This window comes from Clavibacter sp. VKM Ac-2873 (assembly GCF_015351075.1).
In the GTDB taxonomy this organism is placed as follows: Bacteria; Actinomycetota; Actinomycetes; order Actinomycetales; family Microbacteriaceae; genus Clavibacter.
Genome location: NZ_JADKRS010000006.1, coordinates 28,877 through 43,776, shown reverse-complemented (window position 1 = coordinate 43,776; position 14,900 = coordinate 28,877). Strand labels below are relative to the sequence as shown.

General features: G+C 72.9%; 14 protein-coding genes. 9 read left to right on the top strand and 5 right to left on the bottom strand.

Annotated elements, in window-relative coordinates:
• Positions 1-120: 120 nt before the first annotated feature.
• From ITJ44_RS14920 to ITJ44_RS14900, 5 genes are all read left to right on the top strand, one after another.
• Positions 121-1,050, top strand: a complete 930-nt coding sequence (locus tag ITJ44_RS14920; RefSeq protein ID WP_194636332.1) for an alpha/beta hydrolase — start codon at positions 121-123, stop codon at positions 1,048-1,050.
• Between the two features lie 145 nt (positions 1,051-1,195).
• Positions 1,196-2,095, top strand: coding sequence for an alpha/beta hydrolase (locus ITJ44_RS14915; protein ID WP_194636331.1), 900 nt, complete (start codon positions 1,196-1,198; stop codon positions 2,093-2,095).
• A 247-nt stretch (positions 2,096-2,342) separates the two neighbouring features.
• Positions 2,343-3,779 carry a threonine/serine exporter ThrE family protein gene (locus tag ITJ44_RS14910; protein WP_228495190.1) on the top strand — a complete coding sequence of 479 codons (1,437 nt, stop codon included), beginning with the start codon at positions 2,343-2,345 and terminating at the stop codon, positions 3,777-3,779.
• A 91-nt stretch (positions 3,780-3,870) separates the two neighbouring features.
• On the top strand, positions 3,871-5,106 hold the full coding sequence (locus ITJ44_RS14905) for an amidohydrolase (protein ID WP_194636329.1): 1,236 nt from the start codon (positions 3,871-3,873) through the stop codon (positions 5,104-5,106).
• Between the two features lie 36 nt (positions 5,107-5,142).
• On the top strand, positions 5,143-5,382 hold the full coding sequence (locus tag ITJ44_RS14900) for a PLDc N-terminal domain-containing protein (RefSeq protein ID WP_194636328.1): 240 nt from the start codon (positions 5,143-5,145) through the stop codon (positions 5,380-5,382).
• A 54-nt stretch (positions 5,383-5,436) separates the two neighbouring features.
• On the opposite strand, the gene ITJ44_RS14895 is transcribed toward ITJ44_RS14900, so the two are convergent.
• The gene (locus ITJ44_RS14895) at positions 5,437-5,910 is read right to left on the bottom strand and encodes a DoxX family membrane protein (RefSeq protein ID WP_194636327.1); all 474 of its coding nucleotides are present in this window, start codon (positions 5,908-5,910) and stop codon (positions 5,437-5,439) included.
• Positions 5,911-6,008: 98 nt separating this feature from the next.
• On the opposite strand from ITJ44_RS14895, the gene ITJ44_RS14890 reads away from it, so the two are divergent.
• Positions 6,009-6,557, top strand: a complete 549-nt coding sequence (locus tag ITJ44_RS14890; protein ID WP_194636326.1) for a DinB family protein — start codon at positions 6,009-6,011, stop codon at positions 6,555-6,557.
• A gap of 6 nt (positions 6,558-6,563) precedes the next feature.
• On the opposite strand, the gene ITJ44_RS14885 is transcribed toward ITJ44_RS14890, so the two are convergent.
• The gene (locus tag ITJ44_RS14885; protein WP_194636325.1) at positions 6,564-7,697 is read right to left on the bottom strand and encodes a hypothetical protein; all 1,134 of its coding nucleotides are present in this window, start codon (positions 7,695-7,697) and stop codon (positions 6,564-6,566) included.
• Positions 7,694-8,857: a hypothetical protein gene (locus ITJ44_RS14880; protein WP_194636324.1), complete on the bottom strand. Its 1,164-nt coding sequence runs from the start codon at positions 8,855-8,857 to the stop codon at positions 7,694-7,696. Before ITJ44_RS14880 ends, ITJ44_RS14885 begins: the two co-directional genes overlap by 4 nt.
• Before the next feature lie 260 nt (positions 8,858-9,117).
• Between ITJ44_RS14880 and ITJ44_RS14875 the strand changes: the two genes are divergently transcribed.
• Positions 9,118-9,795: a hypothetical protein gene (locus ITJ44_RS14875; protein ID WP_194636323.1), complete on the top strand. Its 678-nt coding sequence runs from the start codon at positions 9,118-9,120 to the stop codon at positions 9,793-9,795.
• 16 nt (positions 9,796-9,811) lie between these two features.
• On the opposite strand, the gene ITJ44_RS14870 is transcribed toward ITJ44_RS14875, so the two are convergent.
• Positions 9,812-11,053: an acyl-CoA dehydrogenase family protein gene (locus ITJ44_RS14870; protein ID WP_194636322.1), complete on the bottom strand. Its 1,242-nt coding sequence runs from the start codon at positions 11,051-11,053 to the stop codon at positions 9,812-9,814.
• Complete coding sequence (locus ITJ44_RS14865; protein ID WP_194636321.1) at positions 11,053-12,423, bottom strand: LLM class flavin-dependent oxidoreductase; 1,371 nt, start codon at positions 12,421-12,423, stop codon at positions 11,053-11,055. Before ITJ44_RS14865 ends, ITJ44_RS14870 begins: the two co-directional genes overlap by 1 nt.
• Positions 12,424-12,684: 261 nt before the next feature.
• Between ITJ44_RS14865 and ITJ44_RS14860 the strand changes: the two genes are divergently transcribed.
• Both ITJ44_RS14860 and ITJ44_RS14855 read left to right on the top strand, forming a co-directional pair.
• Positions 12,685-13,665, top strand: coding sequence for a serine protease (locus ITJ44_RS14860; RefSeq protein ID WP_194636320.1), 981 nt, complete (start codon positions 12,685-12,687; stop codon positions 13,663-13,665).
• A 273-nt stretch (positions 13,666-13,938) separates the two neighbouring features.
• Positions 13,939-14,754, top strand: coding sequence for a serine protease (locus ITJ44_RS14855; RefSeq protein ID WP_194636319.1), 816 nt, complete (start codon positions 13,939-13,941; stop codon positions 14,752-14,754).
• The last annotated feature ends 146 nt before the right edge of the window (positions 14,755-14,900 follow it).

Here is a 14,900-nt window from a genome sequence, read left to right as displayed (position 1 = left end):
CGCGCCCCCGCGCGGGGGCTGGGGACGACGGGGTCCGGCGCGCGCATCGACCGCCGTAGCGTCCTCCGCGTCCGGCGGCCGTCGCCGCGGACGTCCCCGACCCGATCCGAGAGACGCCCGATGCCCGCAACACCCCCCTCCCGCTCCCGCGCCGCGGCCGTCGCCGCGCTGGCCCTCGTCGCCACCCTCGCCGTCCCCACGGCCGCCCAGGCCGCGGCGCCCGTGCACCATGCCGTGACCCGGCCCGTCGCCGCGCACCACCCCGTCACCCGACCCGTCGCCGGCCACGCTCCCCCGCCGTCCACCGTCGACCAGATCGTCGTCCCCGCGACGGCGGATGCGCGCTTCGGCGGCGGCACGATCTTCGCTCCGCACGGCGCCGGGCAGAAGGTCCTCGGATCGGTCATCGTCACCCCCGGGTTCCACGGCAGGAAGTCGGACATGGCCGTCTACGGCACCGAGCTCGCCGCGGAGGGCTTCGTGGTCTTCACCATCGACACGCGGGAACGCGCCGACCTCCCCGCCCAGCGCGCCACCGAGATGCTCGCGGCCGCGGACTACCTCACCGGCCGGAGCGCCGTGAAGGGCGAGGTCTCCCCGGACCGCGTCGCCCTCCTCGGCTACTCCATGGGCGGCGGCGGGACGCTCGAGGCCGCGCAGGAGCGCCCGTCGATCAAGGCCGCGCTGACCCTCATGCCGTACGACTACCCGCCCGCCGGCGACCCGAAGGCGGTCCACCCCGCGTACCCGGAGCTGACGGTGCCGACGCTCATCATCACGGGGCAGAAGGACGCGACCGCGATCCCGGCGAAGTTCGGCAAGCCCGCCTACGACTCCATCCCGGCCGGCACCCCGAAGCAGTACCTCCAGCTCACCGGGCTCGGCCACGCGGCCGGCATGGGGAAGCCGACCGCCACGATCCGGGCCGCCATCACCGCGTTCCTCGAGCGCTACCTCGACGGCGACACCGCCTACGCGAAGGACATCTGCCCGGCCCCGGAGGTCGGCGGCCCCATCAGCGCGTCGACCAGCTCCTGCCCCGCGGGCTGATCCGCCCGTCCCGCGAGCGGATCGTCCCCAGGCCGCACGGCTGGGGACGGTGGGACGGCGTTCCGATCGCGGGCCCCTAGCGTCATGCAGCACCCTGTCCGCGGCGAGCGCCGCGGACTCCCCTCCATCGAACAGAGAGACGCCCATGCCCGCCATGATCTCCGCGCTCCGCTCCCGCCCCGCGGCCGTCGCCGCGCTCGCGCTCGTCGCCACCCTCGCGATCCCCACCGCCGCGCAGGCGTCCACGCCCGCCCATCACGCGGCCGCGCGCACCGCGGCCCACCACCACGCGCCGTTCGCGGTGCGCGCCACGGTCGTCCCGAAGACGGCCGTGAAGGCGTTCGGCGGCGGCGTCATCTACACGCCGCAGGACACCGGCAAGGCCGTCCTCGGCGCCGTCGTCATCACCCCCGGGTTCACGGACACGAGCGCCGACGAGAAGGAGATGGCCGAGCTCGTCGCCTCCCAGGGCTTCGTCGCGTTCGCCATCGACACCCTCGACACGGGCGACCTGCCCGACCAGCGCGCCACCGAGATCCTCGCCGCGGCGGACTACCTCACCGGCCAGAGCGCGGTGAGGTCCGAGGTCTCCGCGAAGGACGTCGGCCTCATCGGCTACTCGTTCGGCGGCGGCGGCACGATGCAGGCCGCGCAGGCGCGCCCCTCCATCAAGGCCGCGATCGGGCTCATGCCGTACGACTTCCCGCCCGCGGACCAGCCGGACGCGCAGTACCCGGCGTACCCGAAGCTCACGACCCCCACCCTGGTGATCACGGGCCAGAAGGACGACCTCGCCGTCCCCGCGGAGTTCGGCAAGCCGGCGTACGACTCCATCCCCGCCGGCACCCCGAAGCAGTACCTGGAGCTGAAGGGCCTCGGTCACGCGGCCGGCGAGCACGTGCCGGTCGCCACGATCCGCACCGCGGTCACGGCGTTCCTCAAGCGCTACCTCGACGGCAACAGCGCCTACGCGAAGTACATCTGCCCGGCCCCGAAGGTCGGCGGTCCCATCAGCGCGTCGACCAGCTCCTGCCCGAAGGGCTGATCCGCTCCGCTCGTCCTGCGCGGCGTCCGACCATCCGGTCGGGCGCCGCGCGGGCGTGTCCCCCGGGCAGGCGCCTAGGGTGGGGACGATCCACCATCCGCCCCCGCTCGACGCGGGCCGGCCACCGAACGGAGCGCTGATCGCGCTGAGCACCACCCCGCCGCCCGGCGACCCGCGGCGCCTCCGCCGGGATCCCGGAGCCGCGCGTCCGCCGCGCCAGCGCCGCCGCCGCGTCAACCCGCAGGAGATGCGCGACGTCCGCGCGCGCCTCCGCGGCACCATCTACGAGGGCACCGAGCCCGCGCACGGCCGCCTCGGCGACCTCTACTCGCCGCGCCAGATCGTCGACTTCTGCCTCGACCTCGGCGAGGTGATGCTCGCCTCCGGCGCCGACGTGCGCGCGGTCGAGATCGCGATCGTCGCCGTGAGCACGAAGTGGAACCTCGCGCCGCTGGAGCTCGACATCACGGGCACGGCCATCACCATCCAGTACGCGCCGCTCGAGGGCCCGCCGCTCGTGAAGCTGCGCGTCGTCACGGCCGAGGGCAGCGACCTGCACCGGCTGTCGCTCGTGTACCAGATCGTCGACGAGCTCCTCCACGACGACCTCGACATGACGAGCGCCGTCGAGGGCCTCGTCGAGGTGCTCAAGTCGCCGCCGCGCTGGCCGTCGTGGATCACCGACGCCGCCATGGGCCTGTTCGGCGTCTCCGTCTCGCTGCAGGCGGGCGGCTCCCTCCCGGGGGCCGTCGGCGCGTTCCTGCTGATGATCGGCGCCATGGTGCTCGGCCGGCAGCTCTCGCGCCGCGGCATCCCGCCGTTCTTCGTGGTGGCGGTGCAGTCGGCGATCGTCGCGGCCGTCGGCACGCTCGCGATCTGGTCGGGCGTCATGCCCGCGGGGAGCGCCGCCGCGATGGTCGCGGCCGTCGTGGTGCTGATCCTCCCCCACGTCACCATCGTGACCTGGGCGCAGGACGCCATCTCCGGCTTCCGGGCCATGGCGCTGTCGCGCGCCATGATCATCGTGCTCATCGTCGCGGGCATCGCCGTCGGCATCCCGGGCGGCCTCGCACTCACCGCGGGCGTGGACATCGAGGTGGATCCCACCGACATCACGCTGCGGGCGCTCCCCCTCTGGATGCTGCTCATCACCACGTTCTTCGCCGCCGGCGCCACCGGGATCACGCAGGGCGCCAACGCGCGCGTGATGCCGGTCGCGATCGGCATGGCGCTCGTCGGCACGGTCTCGCTCTGGATCCTCAAGTCGGCCGGCGTCCCGCTCCTCGCGGCGACGTTCCTGGTGGCGACGCTGCTGGGGGCGCTCGGCACGGTGGTCGCGGCGCGCGTGCGGGTCTCCGCCACGGCGATCGCGGTGCCCGCGTTCTGCGGGTCCCTCCTGCCGTCGCTCGCGGTCGCCTCGGCGCTCCTCAACTCGATGGCCGGCACGTCGGGAGCCACGGGCGCGTTCGTCGGGGCGATGGCGACGACCCTCGCGATCGGCGCGGGCCTCGTGCTCGGCAGCCTGCTCGCGACGCCGCAGGCGCGTCGCCACCTCCGCCGCCGGGCGAAGCGCGTGGTCGTGCAGTCGGTGCGCCTCGACACGACGCCCATCGGCATCATCCGCGACCCGTCGCTGCTCGATCCGCCGCAGCGACCGGCGGGCGGCGGCGTGGACCTCGGCTGACCGCGCGCGCGACGGGGGTCGCGGAGGCCGGGCCTAGCCTGGATGCACGAGTCCCCCCGAGGGACGCCACCCACCCGCGAGGAGGATCCCCATGGACGTGCACCCCGGTGTCACCCTGCTGGACGACGACGTGCGCGACGCGCACGAGCTGTTCCGCTCGCTGCACGCGCATCCCGAGCTCTCGATGCAGGAGCACGCGACCGCCGCCGCGATCGAGGCGTACCTGGAGGCGATCGGCGCCGAGACGAGCCGCTGCGGCGGCACCGGCGTCGTCGGGATCCTCCGCAACGGCGACGGCCCGGTGGTCGCGTTCCGCGCCGACACCGACGGCCTCCCCATCCTCGAGGAGACGGGCCTCGCGCACGCCAGCCGCGATACGGGCATCGACCCGTCGGGCAGGGAGGTGCCCACCATGCACGGCTGCGGGCACGACTTCCACATCGCCGCGGCCCTCACCACCGCGCAGGCGCTCGCCGCGAACCGCGACGCGTGGGCGGGCACGATCGTCTTCGTGTTCCAGCCAGGCGAGGAGACCGGCGAGGGCGCCCGCGCCATGCTCGCCGACGGCCTCTGGGAGCGCGCGCCCCGCCCCGAGGTGATCCTCGGCCAGCACGTCTTCCCGCTCCCCGTCGGCGTGGTCGCCACGCGCGAGGGCGCGTTCATGAGCATGAGCGACTCGTGGAGGGTGACCGTGAAGGGCCGCGGCGCGCACGGATCGCAGCCGCAGAACTCCATCGACCCGATCGTCGCGGCCAGCGCCATCGTGCTGCGCCTGCAGACCGTGGTCGCGCGCGAGCTGGATCCGCAGGCCGCGGCCGTCGTGACCGTCGGCACGTTCCAGGCGGGCACGAAGGAGAACATCATCCCCGAGCACGCGGTGCTCGGCCTCAGCATCCGCACCTTCGACCCGGCCGTCCGCGAGCGCGTGCTGGCGTCGGTGCGGCGGATCATCCGGGCCGAGGCGGCCGCGAGCGGGGCGCCCGAGCCCGAGATCGAGGAGATCGTCTCGTTCCCGCTCAACCGCAACGACCCGGAGGCGACGCGCGGCGTCGTCGCCGCGCTCACGGCGCAGCTCGGGGCCGACCGGGTCGTCGAGTCGCCGCCGATCATGGGCAGCGAGGACTTCGGGATCCTCGGCGAGGCCATCGGCGTGCCGACCGTCTACTGGGCCTTCGGCGGCGTCGAGGCGTCGGCGTTCGGCGGCGCGACCCCGCCGCCCGGCAACCACACGCCGCAGTTCGCGCCGACCATGGAGGGCACGATCGAGACGGGCGTGAAGGCCGCGACGGCCGCCCTGCTCTCGCGCGTCGGGGTGGGCCGCGCGTAGGGTCGAGCGGACACGCACACGACAGGAGGCACCACCATGTCCGATTCACTCGTCGTCGGGGTCGTCGTCGCCCCGCTCGTCATCGCCCACGTCGCGCTCGTCGTGACGGCCCTCGTGCAGGTCGTCCGCGATCGCACGCTCGCCGGGCTCTCCCGCGACCTCTGGATCGCGGCGCTCGTGATCGTGCCCATCCTGGGCGCGATCGTCTGGTTCGGCGCGGGGCACCGCACGGTCGACGCGCAGCGCGCCGTCCAACGCGTGCGCCTCGGTCTCTAGCGCCCCGCCTGCCTGCCCCCTCTCGGAGCGTCCGCGCCCGCCGCTCGACCCCGGTCAGCGGCGGGCGCGCCGGTTCCGCCACGCCGACCAGGCGCCCGTCGCCCACAGGGCCCAGAGCACGAGGAGCGGCTGGAACACCAGCCGGATCGCCCGCGCCGCATCGGTCTCGAGGCCGAACGCCGGGGTGCGGGTGACGAGCTGCGAGATGTTGCCGGGGAAGATCGCGATGAAGAACAGCGCGACCACGAGGCCCACCCACACGCGCCAGCGCCCGAGGAGCACGAGCGACAGGCCGAGCGTGATCTCCACGACGCCCGACGCGAGCACCACGAAGTCGGGATCCATCGGCAGCCACGTGGGCACCTGCGCCTGGAACGACGCGCGCGCGACCGTGAGGTGCCCGGTGCCGGCGAGGATGAGCACGAGGCCGAGCAGGATCCGGCCGAGCGTGCGCGGGACCGAGCGGCGTCCGCCGTCCGGGGCGATGCGCGGGTCGGCGGTGGGGTGGGTCGCGGGGCTCGTGGTCATGCGCCCAGTCTGACGCGGGCCGGATGCGCGGCCCCTCCACGCGGATCCCCGTGGTAACGAACCTTCCCCACGCGCCGAAACCCTCCTAGGATCCCGCCATGACCGACCTCCCCGACATCGCGACCGGCGCGGACACCGACGTCCTCGGCCCCGACCACCGCCCTCGCCCGCCGCGCGCCGACGAGCGCGCCTGCCTCACCGGCTTCCTCGCCCTCACCCGCGCCACCGTGATCCGCAAGGCCCGCGGCCTCTCCGACGCCGACGCCGCGCGCCGCGTCCTCCCCAGCCTCACCTCGGTCGCGGGCGCGCTCCGACACCTCGCCGACGTCGAGCGGTCGTGGACGGTCGAGCTGATGGAGGCCGGCGACTACGACCGGCGCTTCGGGGGCGACGACGACCCGGACGGCGAGTGGCGCGTGGGCCCGACCGACTCCCTCGCCGAGATCGTCGCGGACTACGAGCGCGCCTGCGCCGAGAGCGACGCCGTGATCGCCCGGCACGACCTCGACGACATCGCCGCCGCCGGCCCGCCCGACGAGATGCCGTCGCTGCGCTGGATCCTCGCGCACCTGATCGAGGAGACCGCGCGCCACGCGGGCCACGTCGACGTGGTGCGGGAGCTGGTCGACGGCGTCACGGGCGAGTGATCCGCCTCACCACCCGACGAGCACGGCGATCCAGCCCGCCACGAACAGCAGGAGCGGCACGCCCACCGCGATGACGGCGCCGAGCGTCGGCGTCATGCGCAGGCGGCGCACCGGCCGCGGGCGGGACGCGCGGCCCGGGTCGGGCAGGCCCACCGCGTGGAGGACGGCGTCGAGCGCCGACGGATCCTCCGGTCGCTCGATCGGGTCGGCGCGCCACCGCTCCCACCGCTCGACCTTCGCCACGAGCGCCGTCGTCGCCTCGATGACGTCGCGCCAGCGTCCGGGGTCGCGCGTCACGACGTCGTCGGACGAGGTGAGGAGCAGCCGGTCCCCGACGACCTCCACGTCGAGGCCCCGCACCCGGTCGAGGAGCAGGGCGAGGATGTCGGGCGTGAAGAGGTACAGCGCGTCGCGCTCGCTGCCGGCCGGGCAGTACAGCGCGTAGTGGCGGTCGACGTCGCCCTCGAGCGAGAGCCGCTGCTCCCGCTCCGGCCGCGACATCATCGTCAGCGCGCGTCGCCACGCACCCCGCCGGGCGATCACCCGGATGTGCGGCATCTCGTGCGCGAGCCGGATCATCGCGTACCCGCCGAAGCGCGGGGCCCCCTCGCGCCGGCCGGCCGTGACGATCTCGTGGTTGCCGAACTCGACGCCGGGTGCCGCCGTCGGCCGCATCACGCGCGTGAGGTCGAAGTAGCGGCGCGCGGATCCGAAGTGCCCGTCCGACATCGGCCCCGGCAGGTAGGTCATGCCGTTGGCCTCGGCGAAGCGCACCAGGCGGAGGTGGGCGCGGTAGCCGCCGCGGCGCTCGCGCGAGCGGATCACCCAGCTGCCGAAGACGACCAGCAGGATCGCGGGCAGCGTGCCGAACAGCGCCTGCCACGACGCCTCGCTGACCGCGTCGGGCGCGGCCTCCCGCAGGGTGTCGGCCATGATCCACGCGAGCAGCACGACCATGAGGGCGCTCGTCCCCGCGAGGAACACCATGAGCGCGGTGCGCGCCTTCACGCCGAGACCCTCCGCCTCGGGGTGCGCACGCCGGAACCCGCGGCGGAAGGCGCGGAGCTCGCGCCACCGGATCCGGTCGGTGAGCGGATCCGTGTCGAGCCGCGCCCGCGTGAGCGCCCGGTCGCCCGTCACGGCAGCGTCGTGATCAGGAAGCCGAGGCCGAAGAACACCGCGGCCAGCAGGAGGAGCAGGAGCAGGCCGACGGTGGGCCGGGTCCGGAGCCGTCGGCCGGCCGCGGCCACGCGCCGCCTCCGCCGGCTCCGGCGTCGCGCCCGCCCGGGCGGCGGCACGGCGAGCGTGTCGTCGGACGCCGTGAGCGCCGACGCCTCCTCGCCCTCGAGCGAGGCGAGACGGTCGTCGCGCCAGCGCTCCCAGCGGTCGACCTGGGCCATGAGCGCGGCGGTCGCGTCGATCACGTCGCGCCAGCGGTCGGGATCGAGCGTCACCATGTCGGCGGGCGAGCGCAGCAGCAGGCGGTCGCCGCGGATCTCCAGGTCGAAGCCGCGCACGCGGTCGACGAGCACGGCCATGACGTCGGGCGTGAAGAGGTAGAGGGCGTCGCGCTCGTATCCGTCCGGGCAGTACAGCGCGGCATTCCGGTCGAAGTCCCCCTCGAGCTCGAGCCGCTGGGAGCGCACGACGTCGATGGTCGGCGTCATGGCGCGCCGGAGGCGTGTTCGGGTCGAGATCACCTGGATGTGCGGGAGCTCCCGCCGCAGGCCGATCATCGCGTAGCCGCCGTACTGCGTGATGCCCGCGAAGGACGAGCGCTGGTGGAGCTCGTGGTTGCCGAACTCGACCGGCCGGGCCGTGCGCGGGCGCATGACGCGCGTCAGGTGCATGTCGCGCGCGGCGATCTCCCCCATGTGCGCGTCGGAGATCGGGCCAGGCACGTAGCTCAGCCCGTTGGCCTCGCCGAAGCGGATCAGACGGTAATGGGCGCGGATCGTGCTGCGGCGGCGATGGGTGCGGATGGCCCACCAGGCGAAGAAGATGCCCACGCTGAACAGCGGCAGGCCGAACACCGCCATGCCGAGGGCGTCTCCGCGGATCTCGGGGTCGTCGGTGGCGATCGCGCCGACGCCGCCGGCGAGCAGGAGGACGCCGCCGAGCGGGATCGCGAACACGGGAACGATGGCGAGCACGATGCGGCCGAGCAGGAGCAGCGGCGACGTCAGGATCGGGAAGCTCGCCGTGAACCGGCGCCGGAAGCGGCGGAGGTCGTCGTGGTCGATCCGGCCGGTCAGCGGCGTCGTGTCCAGCTGCGGCCGGCTGGGCGCGTGCGTCGTCATGGATCCCCTCGTCCTCGCGGCGTCGTGGCCGCCCGTCCACCGTACCGAGGCAAATTGCGTCCCACGGTGACTTTGACACCATTTCGAGGCACAGCGCACGACCGCGACCTCCGCTATGACGATGTACCCTCGAGTATACCGGCGGACCATGATTCCAGTACGTGAATCTATTCGCTTCACCAACGAGACGCGACTACCCTTCGGCCCCCATTGCCGAATAGCGGCACTCGCAACACCCGCAATCAAAGGATGAGTCGCACATGGACGAGCAAGCGGGCCAGCCTATTGAGCTAGTCATTCTTGTGGGCGCCTTGTCCGGCGTAATTGGGGCAATTATTGGTCCAATCATTCAAAGAACGTTTGCTCGCAACGACAAGGGACTAGAGGCTCGCCAGTCTTGGGCCAAGCAAAAGTTGCAATATGTCTTCGGAACAGGTGACGAGAGGATGCCTTCGGATGGGCCGCTTCACCCGTTTATGCGTCTCATACCGCCCAATGCCTATATCCTTCACGCCTACGATATGCACACCATCAATTGGGCCGTGGAAGAGTCCATCGATCTTATGATGCTTCAACCCAAGCGAAGCTCTTGGGCTCGTGAATGGCTCTATAATTGGCACTTCGTGATGCAGCAGAATGCACAGGTATTGCACGACAAGATGCATGAAAATCGACACAATGGCGTGTACTTGGACGAGACGTGGGATCGAGAGTCAACGCGGTATGAGCGCAAAGTGAATAAGCTTCAGAGCGACCTGTCGATTTGGGCAACAGGTCAGTGGCTCTCTCACCCAAGCTGGCGCCTGTGGCTCGCGAATAGAGCGATAATTGTCGAGCGGAGAAGGAGAAGGTCGATTGGTTCTCGTTGGATGAATGCTCGGGGGTCCACTTGGAAGTCCTACTGCGACTGCACGGCAGAGTACGGACTCCCTCAGTAGCTGAAGACCGCGGCCCTCACCGCGGGAACACTGTCGCGCCCACCTTCTCGTAGGCGGCCCACGCGTCGACGGGGCCGCGGCCGGCGACGGCGAACTCCCCGATCGCGCGCGCCTTGTAGATGGCCGGGTTGTGGCTCGCGACGACGCGGGCGTTCCGCCAGTGCCGGTCGAGCGCGCGCTCGCGGAACGTGGCGGACGCTCCCCCGACCTCGAACAGCAGGGTCGCGGCGGCGGGCACCTGGTCGACCGCGTGCACCTGCGCCTGGTAGACGGCGTTCTCGGCGGCGTCGAGCGTCGGGCGGTCGAGGGCCTCGCCGGGAGGGGCGGTCGCGACGGCCTCGTCGAGGCGCGCGGCGGCCGCGAGGGTCGTGGCGCGCACGGCGAAGGCGGCCGTGGAGATCCGGCCGACGACCTCCAGCACCTGCGGGTCGTCCTGCGGCAGGGCGGCGTTCGCGTGGATGTAGGTGCGCGTGCGGCTGCGCACGTACGCGACGGCGTCGCGCTCCACCTCCGCGGCGATCCCCGCCAGCACCGCCACGAGGTAGAGCTGGTAGAAGGCCTGGATGTGGCTCAGCGGCGCCTCCCGGTAGGCGGTGACGGTCGCCGGATCCACCTCCACGCCCTCGAAGGTGGTCGTGCCGCTCGCGGTGAGGGTCTGGCCGAACGCGTCCCAGTCGTCGACCGCGGTGACGCCCGGCGCGTCGGCGGGGATCGCGAACGTCACGCGCTCGACGCCGTCGGCGGCCGCGCGACCCGCGGCGAGGTAGATCCAGTCGGAGTAGAGCGTGCCCGTGGAGTAGTACTTGGTGCCGTCGAGGATCCAGCGGCCGTCGCGCTCGGTGAGCGTCGTGGAGATGTCGGCCAGCGTGGTGCCGGTCTGCTCGCTCGTGGCGTTGCCGACGATCTCGCCGTCGGCGATCCGGCGGATCCACTCCTCGCGCGCGGGCCCGGGCGGCCGGCGCAGCACGAGCTCGACGTAGCCGAAGTGGCCGCGCAGCAGGTGCCCGACGTTGGCGTCGGCGGCCGACAGCTCGATCACCAGCTCGACGAGCTGCGCCAGGGACGCGCCGCGCCCGCCGTCGGCGACGGGCAGCCGCAGGGCGCCGAACCGTGCCTCGCGGAGCAGCGCCACCGCATCGAACGCGAGCTCCCGGTCGCGCTCGCGGGCGACGGCGCCCTCCCGGATCCGGTCGAACAGCGGCAGGAACTCGGCCCGCAGCTCGGCGGTGGAGGCGCCCGTCGCCACCGGCGCGGCCATCACGAGAACGCGCCCCGGTACGCCGCCGCCGGGTGCGACGCGGGCAGCCGGTCACGCCCGGTGAGCTTGTGCCGGAGCGTGCCCGGGGCGTACTCGCGCTGCTGGAGTCCGCGCTCCTGGAGCACGGGCGTGACGTGGTCGACGAAGTCCTCGTAGCTGCCGGGCAGGGTCCAGTTGATGACGTTGATCCCGTCGACGCCCGCCTCCTGCCAGCCCGCGAGCACGTCGGCGATCTGCTCCGGCGTGCCGACGACGCGGCCGCGCAGCTTCGCGGAGAGGCGCGCGAGGTCGGCGATCGTCGGCTCGCGGTCGGGCGACGCCTCGCGCAGCCAGTTCAGGTGGCTCTGCCCGGCCTGCGTCTCGACCTCGGAGAGCGGGGTCGCCGGGTCCAGCTGCTGGCCCGTCTTCGGGTCGAAGCCGAGGTTGGAGTGCAGCAGGAACCCGTCGGCGGAGAGGTACTCGTCGATCTCGGCCTCGTTGCGCTTCGCCTCCTCCTCCGTGCTGCCCGTGATGAAGGAGAGCCCGAGCCAGAAGGACAGGTCGTCCGCGCGCCGGCCGGCGTCCACGGCGAGCGCCCGGGTGTCCGCGATGAGGGCGCGCGTCTTCTCCGGCGTCGACGACAGGATGAACTGCGCCTCCGCGTTCCGGGCGGCGAAGCGCCGGCCGACGGGCGAGGACCCGGCCTGGAACAGCACGGGCGTGCGCTGCGGCGACGGCGACGACAGGTGGGGGCCGGCGACCCTGTAGCGCGGCCCCTCGTGGTCGATGCGGTGGATGCGCGACGCGTCCGAGAACACCCCGCGCTCCTTGTCGCGCTGCAGCGCGTCGTCGTCCCACGACCCCTCCCACAGCTTGTAGACCACGTCGAGGTACTCGTCGGCCCAGGCGTAGCGGGCGTCGTGGTCCTCGAGGCCGTCGTGCCCGAAGTTGCGGGCGGCGCCGTCGAGGGCGCTCGTCACGACGTTCCAGGCGATGCGCCCCTTCGTGATGTGGTCGAGCGTCGACACCTTGCGCGCGAAGTCGAACGGGTGCGCCTGGAGGACGGAGCTCGTGAACGCGAAGCCGAGGTGCTCGGTGCTCACGGCGAGCGCGGAGATCAGCACCGAGGGGTCGTTGCTCGGGAACTGCAGGCCCTCGCGCGCGTTGACTTCGTAGGCGCCGTCGCCGGGACCGTAGAGCCCGACGACGTCGGCGAAGAACATGGCGTCGAAGCGGCCGCGCTCCAGGGTCTTCGCGAGGTCGACCCACAGCTGGACGTCGTCGAACTCGTGCTGCCGCGCGGACGGGTGCCGCCACAGCCCGTGCTGGATGTGGCTGGCGGTGTTCATCACGAAGGCGGCGAAGCGGAGCGGGGGCCGGGCGTCGGGCATGGGGATCCTCTCGTCGGGATCCCAGCGTCGCACGGGTGGGGAAATGCGGGTCGGGGGGACGTAGCCGACCGTCACATGCCGAGCAGACGGTCGTCTGTGCAGGCGACGCACAGGCGGGTGCGCGGCCCCGATACCGTCGGCCCACCGCGTCGGGGGCCGCTGGTGATCACCCGCTCCCGCCGCGACGCACATGGCCCCACCTCCTCGCCGGCGAGCGCCGGCGCTCCGACGCCACGACGTGGCACTCCTGGAAGGCGCACCATGACCCATCGCCCTGCCCGCTCCCCCCGACGGCGGACCGCCGTCGTCTCCGCCGTCTGCCTCGGAGCCGCCCTCATCGGCGTGGCCGCTCCCGCATCGGCCCTCGACCGCGGCGCACCGTCGGCCTCCGCCGATTCGTCGCTCGTCTCCGTCACCGTGCCGGCCGGCCAGGCCTCCGCTGCGGTGGCCTACTGGACGCCCGAGCGTCGCGCCGCCGCGACCGCGGGCGACGGCTCCGACGCCTCGCCGGCCGGTCCCGACGTCGCCGCGTCAGACGCCGCGGCCCCCGCCGCCGTGACCCCCGACGCGACGGGCACCGGCGGCCACGCCGTGCAGGTCGCCACCGTGCCGCACATGGGCCGCATCTACTACGTGCAGGAGGGCTTCGGCCACTACTGCTCGGCGAACGTGGTCGCCTCCGCGAACGGGTCGACCATCTCGACGGCCGGGCACTGCACGACCATGCACCAGGTCTTCTCGACCGACATGGTGTTCTACCCGCAGTACGAGTCGGGGGGCTCGGTCTATGGAGCCTGGCCCATCGTCGGCGGGAACGTCACGACCGGCTGGTACCAGGGGAACGACGCCGACCAGGCGGAGGACACGGCCTTCATGGCGGTCGCGCGCGACAGCGACGGCGAGACCGTCGCCAGCGTGGTCGGCGCATCGCCCGTGCTCTTCGACCAGCCCGCCGCGCAGCTCGTCTCGGCCTTCGGCTACCCCGCCGTCGGGCGCTTCGACGGCGAGCACCTCGACCGGTGCACGGATCCGGGGACGGCGCAGGGCACCGCGCAGATCGTCCTGGCGTGCGACATGACAGGCGGCGTCTCCGGCGGTCCGATCCTCCTCGGCGACGGCAGCGACGGCGCCCAGTTCGCGAACGTGGCCGAACGCGACGACTCGGGCACCCACAACATCGGTCCGCTCTGGCAGGCATCGGCGCACTCGGCCTACGACCTCACCGCGGCCATCGCGACCTGACCTCGCGCGAGCAGGCCGACGAACATCCGGCGTCGGACATCCGACGCCATCCCCACCCCCGGCACCGGCCGGGGGGACACCGCCATCAGGTGGCGAACGCCACCCGGTGGCATCAGAGCATCAGAGGAAAGAGATCCCATGATCCGTCCACCTGCACCTTCCCTCCGCCGGAGGCTCCTGACCCTCAGCACGCTCGTCGCCATGGGCGCTGCGCTGGCCGGAACGCAATCGGCCGACGCCGCGCCTCGGACCGGGACACCCGGGACGCCGTCCGTGGTCACCCTCACCGTGACGGACGCCGACGCGGACGCGGCCGTCGCCTTCTGGACGCCGGAGCGCCGTGCCGCTGCCCGGGACGCCGACGGCAGCCCGGCGGACGCCGCCCGCCCCGCGGACGGCGCGTCGAGCGGTCCCACGGCCGATGCCGCGGATCCCGTCGAGCAGGTGCCCGCCGTGCCGCACATCGGACGCATGTACTTCGAGCGCAACGGCTTCTCGTACTACTGCACGGCCAACGTCGTCGACGCGCCGAACGCCTCGACCATCGCGACCGCCGGCCACTGCGCCTCGTCGAAGAAGGTGTTCTCGACGAAGCTCGTGTTCTACCCCGGCGTCGAGGGCGATCAGACCCCCTACGGGGCGTGGCCGATCCAACAGGGCAGCATCGCGAGCGGGTGGTTCGAGAGCGGGGACACCGACGCCGCCGACGACACCTCGTTCTTCGCCCTGAGGAAGGACGCATCCGGTGCGGGGGTCGCGAGCGTCGTCGGCTCCTCTCCGGTGCTCTTCGGCCAGTCGGCGGCACAGCTCGTCGCCGCGTTCGGCTACCCCGTCGAGGGCCGGTTCGATGGTCACCACCTCCAGCGGTGCATCGCGACGGCGGCGGCGACCGCACCCAACCAGGTCGTCTTCCCCTGCGCCATGACCGGCGGAGCCTCGGGCGGTCCCATCTTCACGGGCGGATCCGCGAACGGGTCGCAGTTCGCGAACATCGCCACGCTGGACTACGACCACACGCACAACGCCGGCCCCCTGTGGGGTGACACGCAGCGGTCCGCGTACGACACGACAGCGTCCATCGTCGGCTGATCCATCCCCGGGCCGCGGTCACGGTGCGTTACGCGCCGTGACCGCGGCCCTTCCCCGGTCGGGGGAACACGGGGCACGGTAGGCGGCACCCGAGCGGATCCCCGCTCGCGACCGCTCCCCTGCACCGCAGCCGCACCGCTGGAGAC

Excerpts from the sequence above, each read along its gene's own strand:
- ITJ44_RS14875 (WP_194636323.1), top strand. The coding sequence starts at position 9,118 with ATGGACGAGCAAGCGGGCCAGCCTATTGAGCTAGTCATTCTTGTGGGC.
- ITJ44_RS14870 (WP_194636322.1), bottom strand. The coding sequence starts at position 11,053 with ATGGCCGCGCCGGTGGCGACGGGCGCCTCCACCGCCGAGCTGCGGGCC.
- ITJ44_RS14920 (WP_194636332.1), top strand. The coding sequence starts at position 121 with ATGCCCGCAACACCCCCCTCCCGCTCCCGCGCCGCGGCCGTCGCCGCG.
- ITJ44_RS14890 (WP_194636326.1), top strand. The coding sequence starts at position 6,009 with ATGACCGACCTCCCCGACATCGCGACCGGCGCGGACACCGACGTCCTC.
- ITJ44_RS14880 (WP_194636324.1), bottom strand. The coding sequence starts at position 8,857 with ATGACGACGCACGCGCCCAGCCGGCCGCAGCTGGACACGACGCCGCTG.
- ITJ44_RS14915 (WP_194636331.1), top strand. The coding sequence starts at position 1,196 with ATGCCCGCCATGATCTCCGCGCTCCGCTCCCGCCCCGCGGCCGTCGCC.
- ITJ44_RS14905 (WP_194636329.1), top strand. The coding sequence starts at position 3,871 with ATGGACGTGCACCCCGGTGTCACCCTGCTGGACGACGACGTGCGCGAC.
- ITJ44_RS14895 (WP_194636327.1), bottom strand. The coding sequence starts at position 5,910 with ATGACCACGAGCCCCGCGACCCACCCCACCGCCGACCCGCGCATCGCC.
- ITJ44_RS14900 (WP_194636328.1), top strand. The coding sequence starts at position 5,143 with ATGTCCGATTCACTCGTCGTCGGGGTCGTCGTCGCCCCGCTCGTCATC.
- ITJ44_RS14860 (WP_194636320.1), top strand. The coding sequence starts at position 12,685 with ATGACCCATCGCCCTGCCCGCTCCCCCCGACGGCGGACCGCCGTCGTC.
- ITJ44_RS14865 (WP_194636321.1), bottom strand. The coding sequence starts at position 12,423 with ATGCCCGACGCCCGGCCCCCGCTCCGCTTCGCCGCCTTCGTGATGAAC.
- ITJ44_RS14910 (WP_228495190.1), top strand. The coding sequence starts at position 2,343 with ATGCGCGACGTCCGCGCGCGCCTCCGCGGCACCATCTACGAGGGCACC.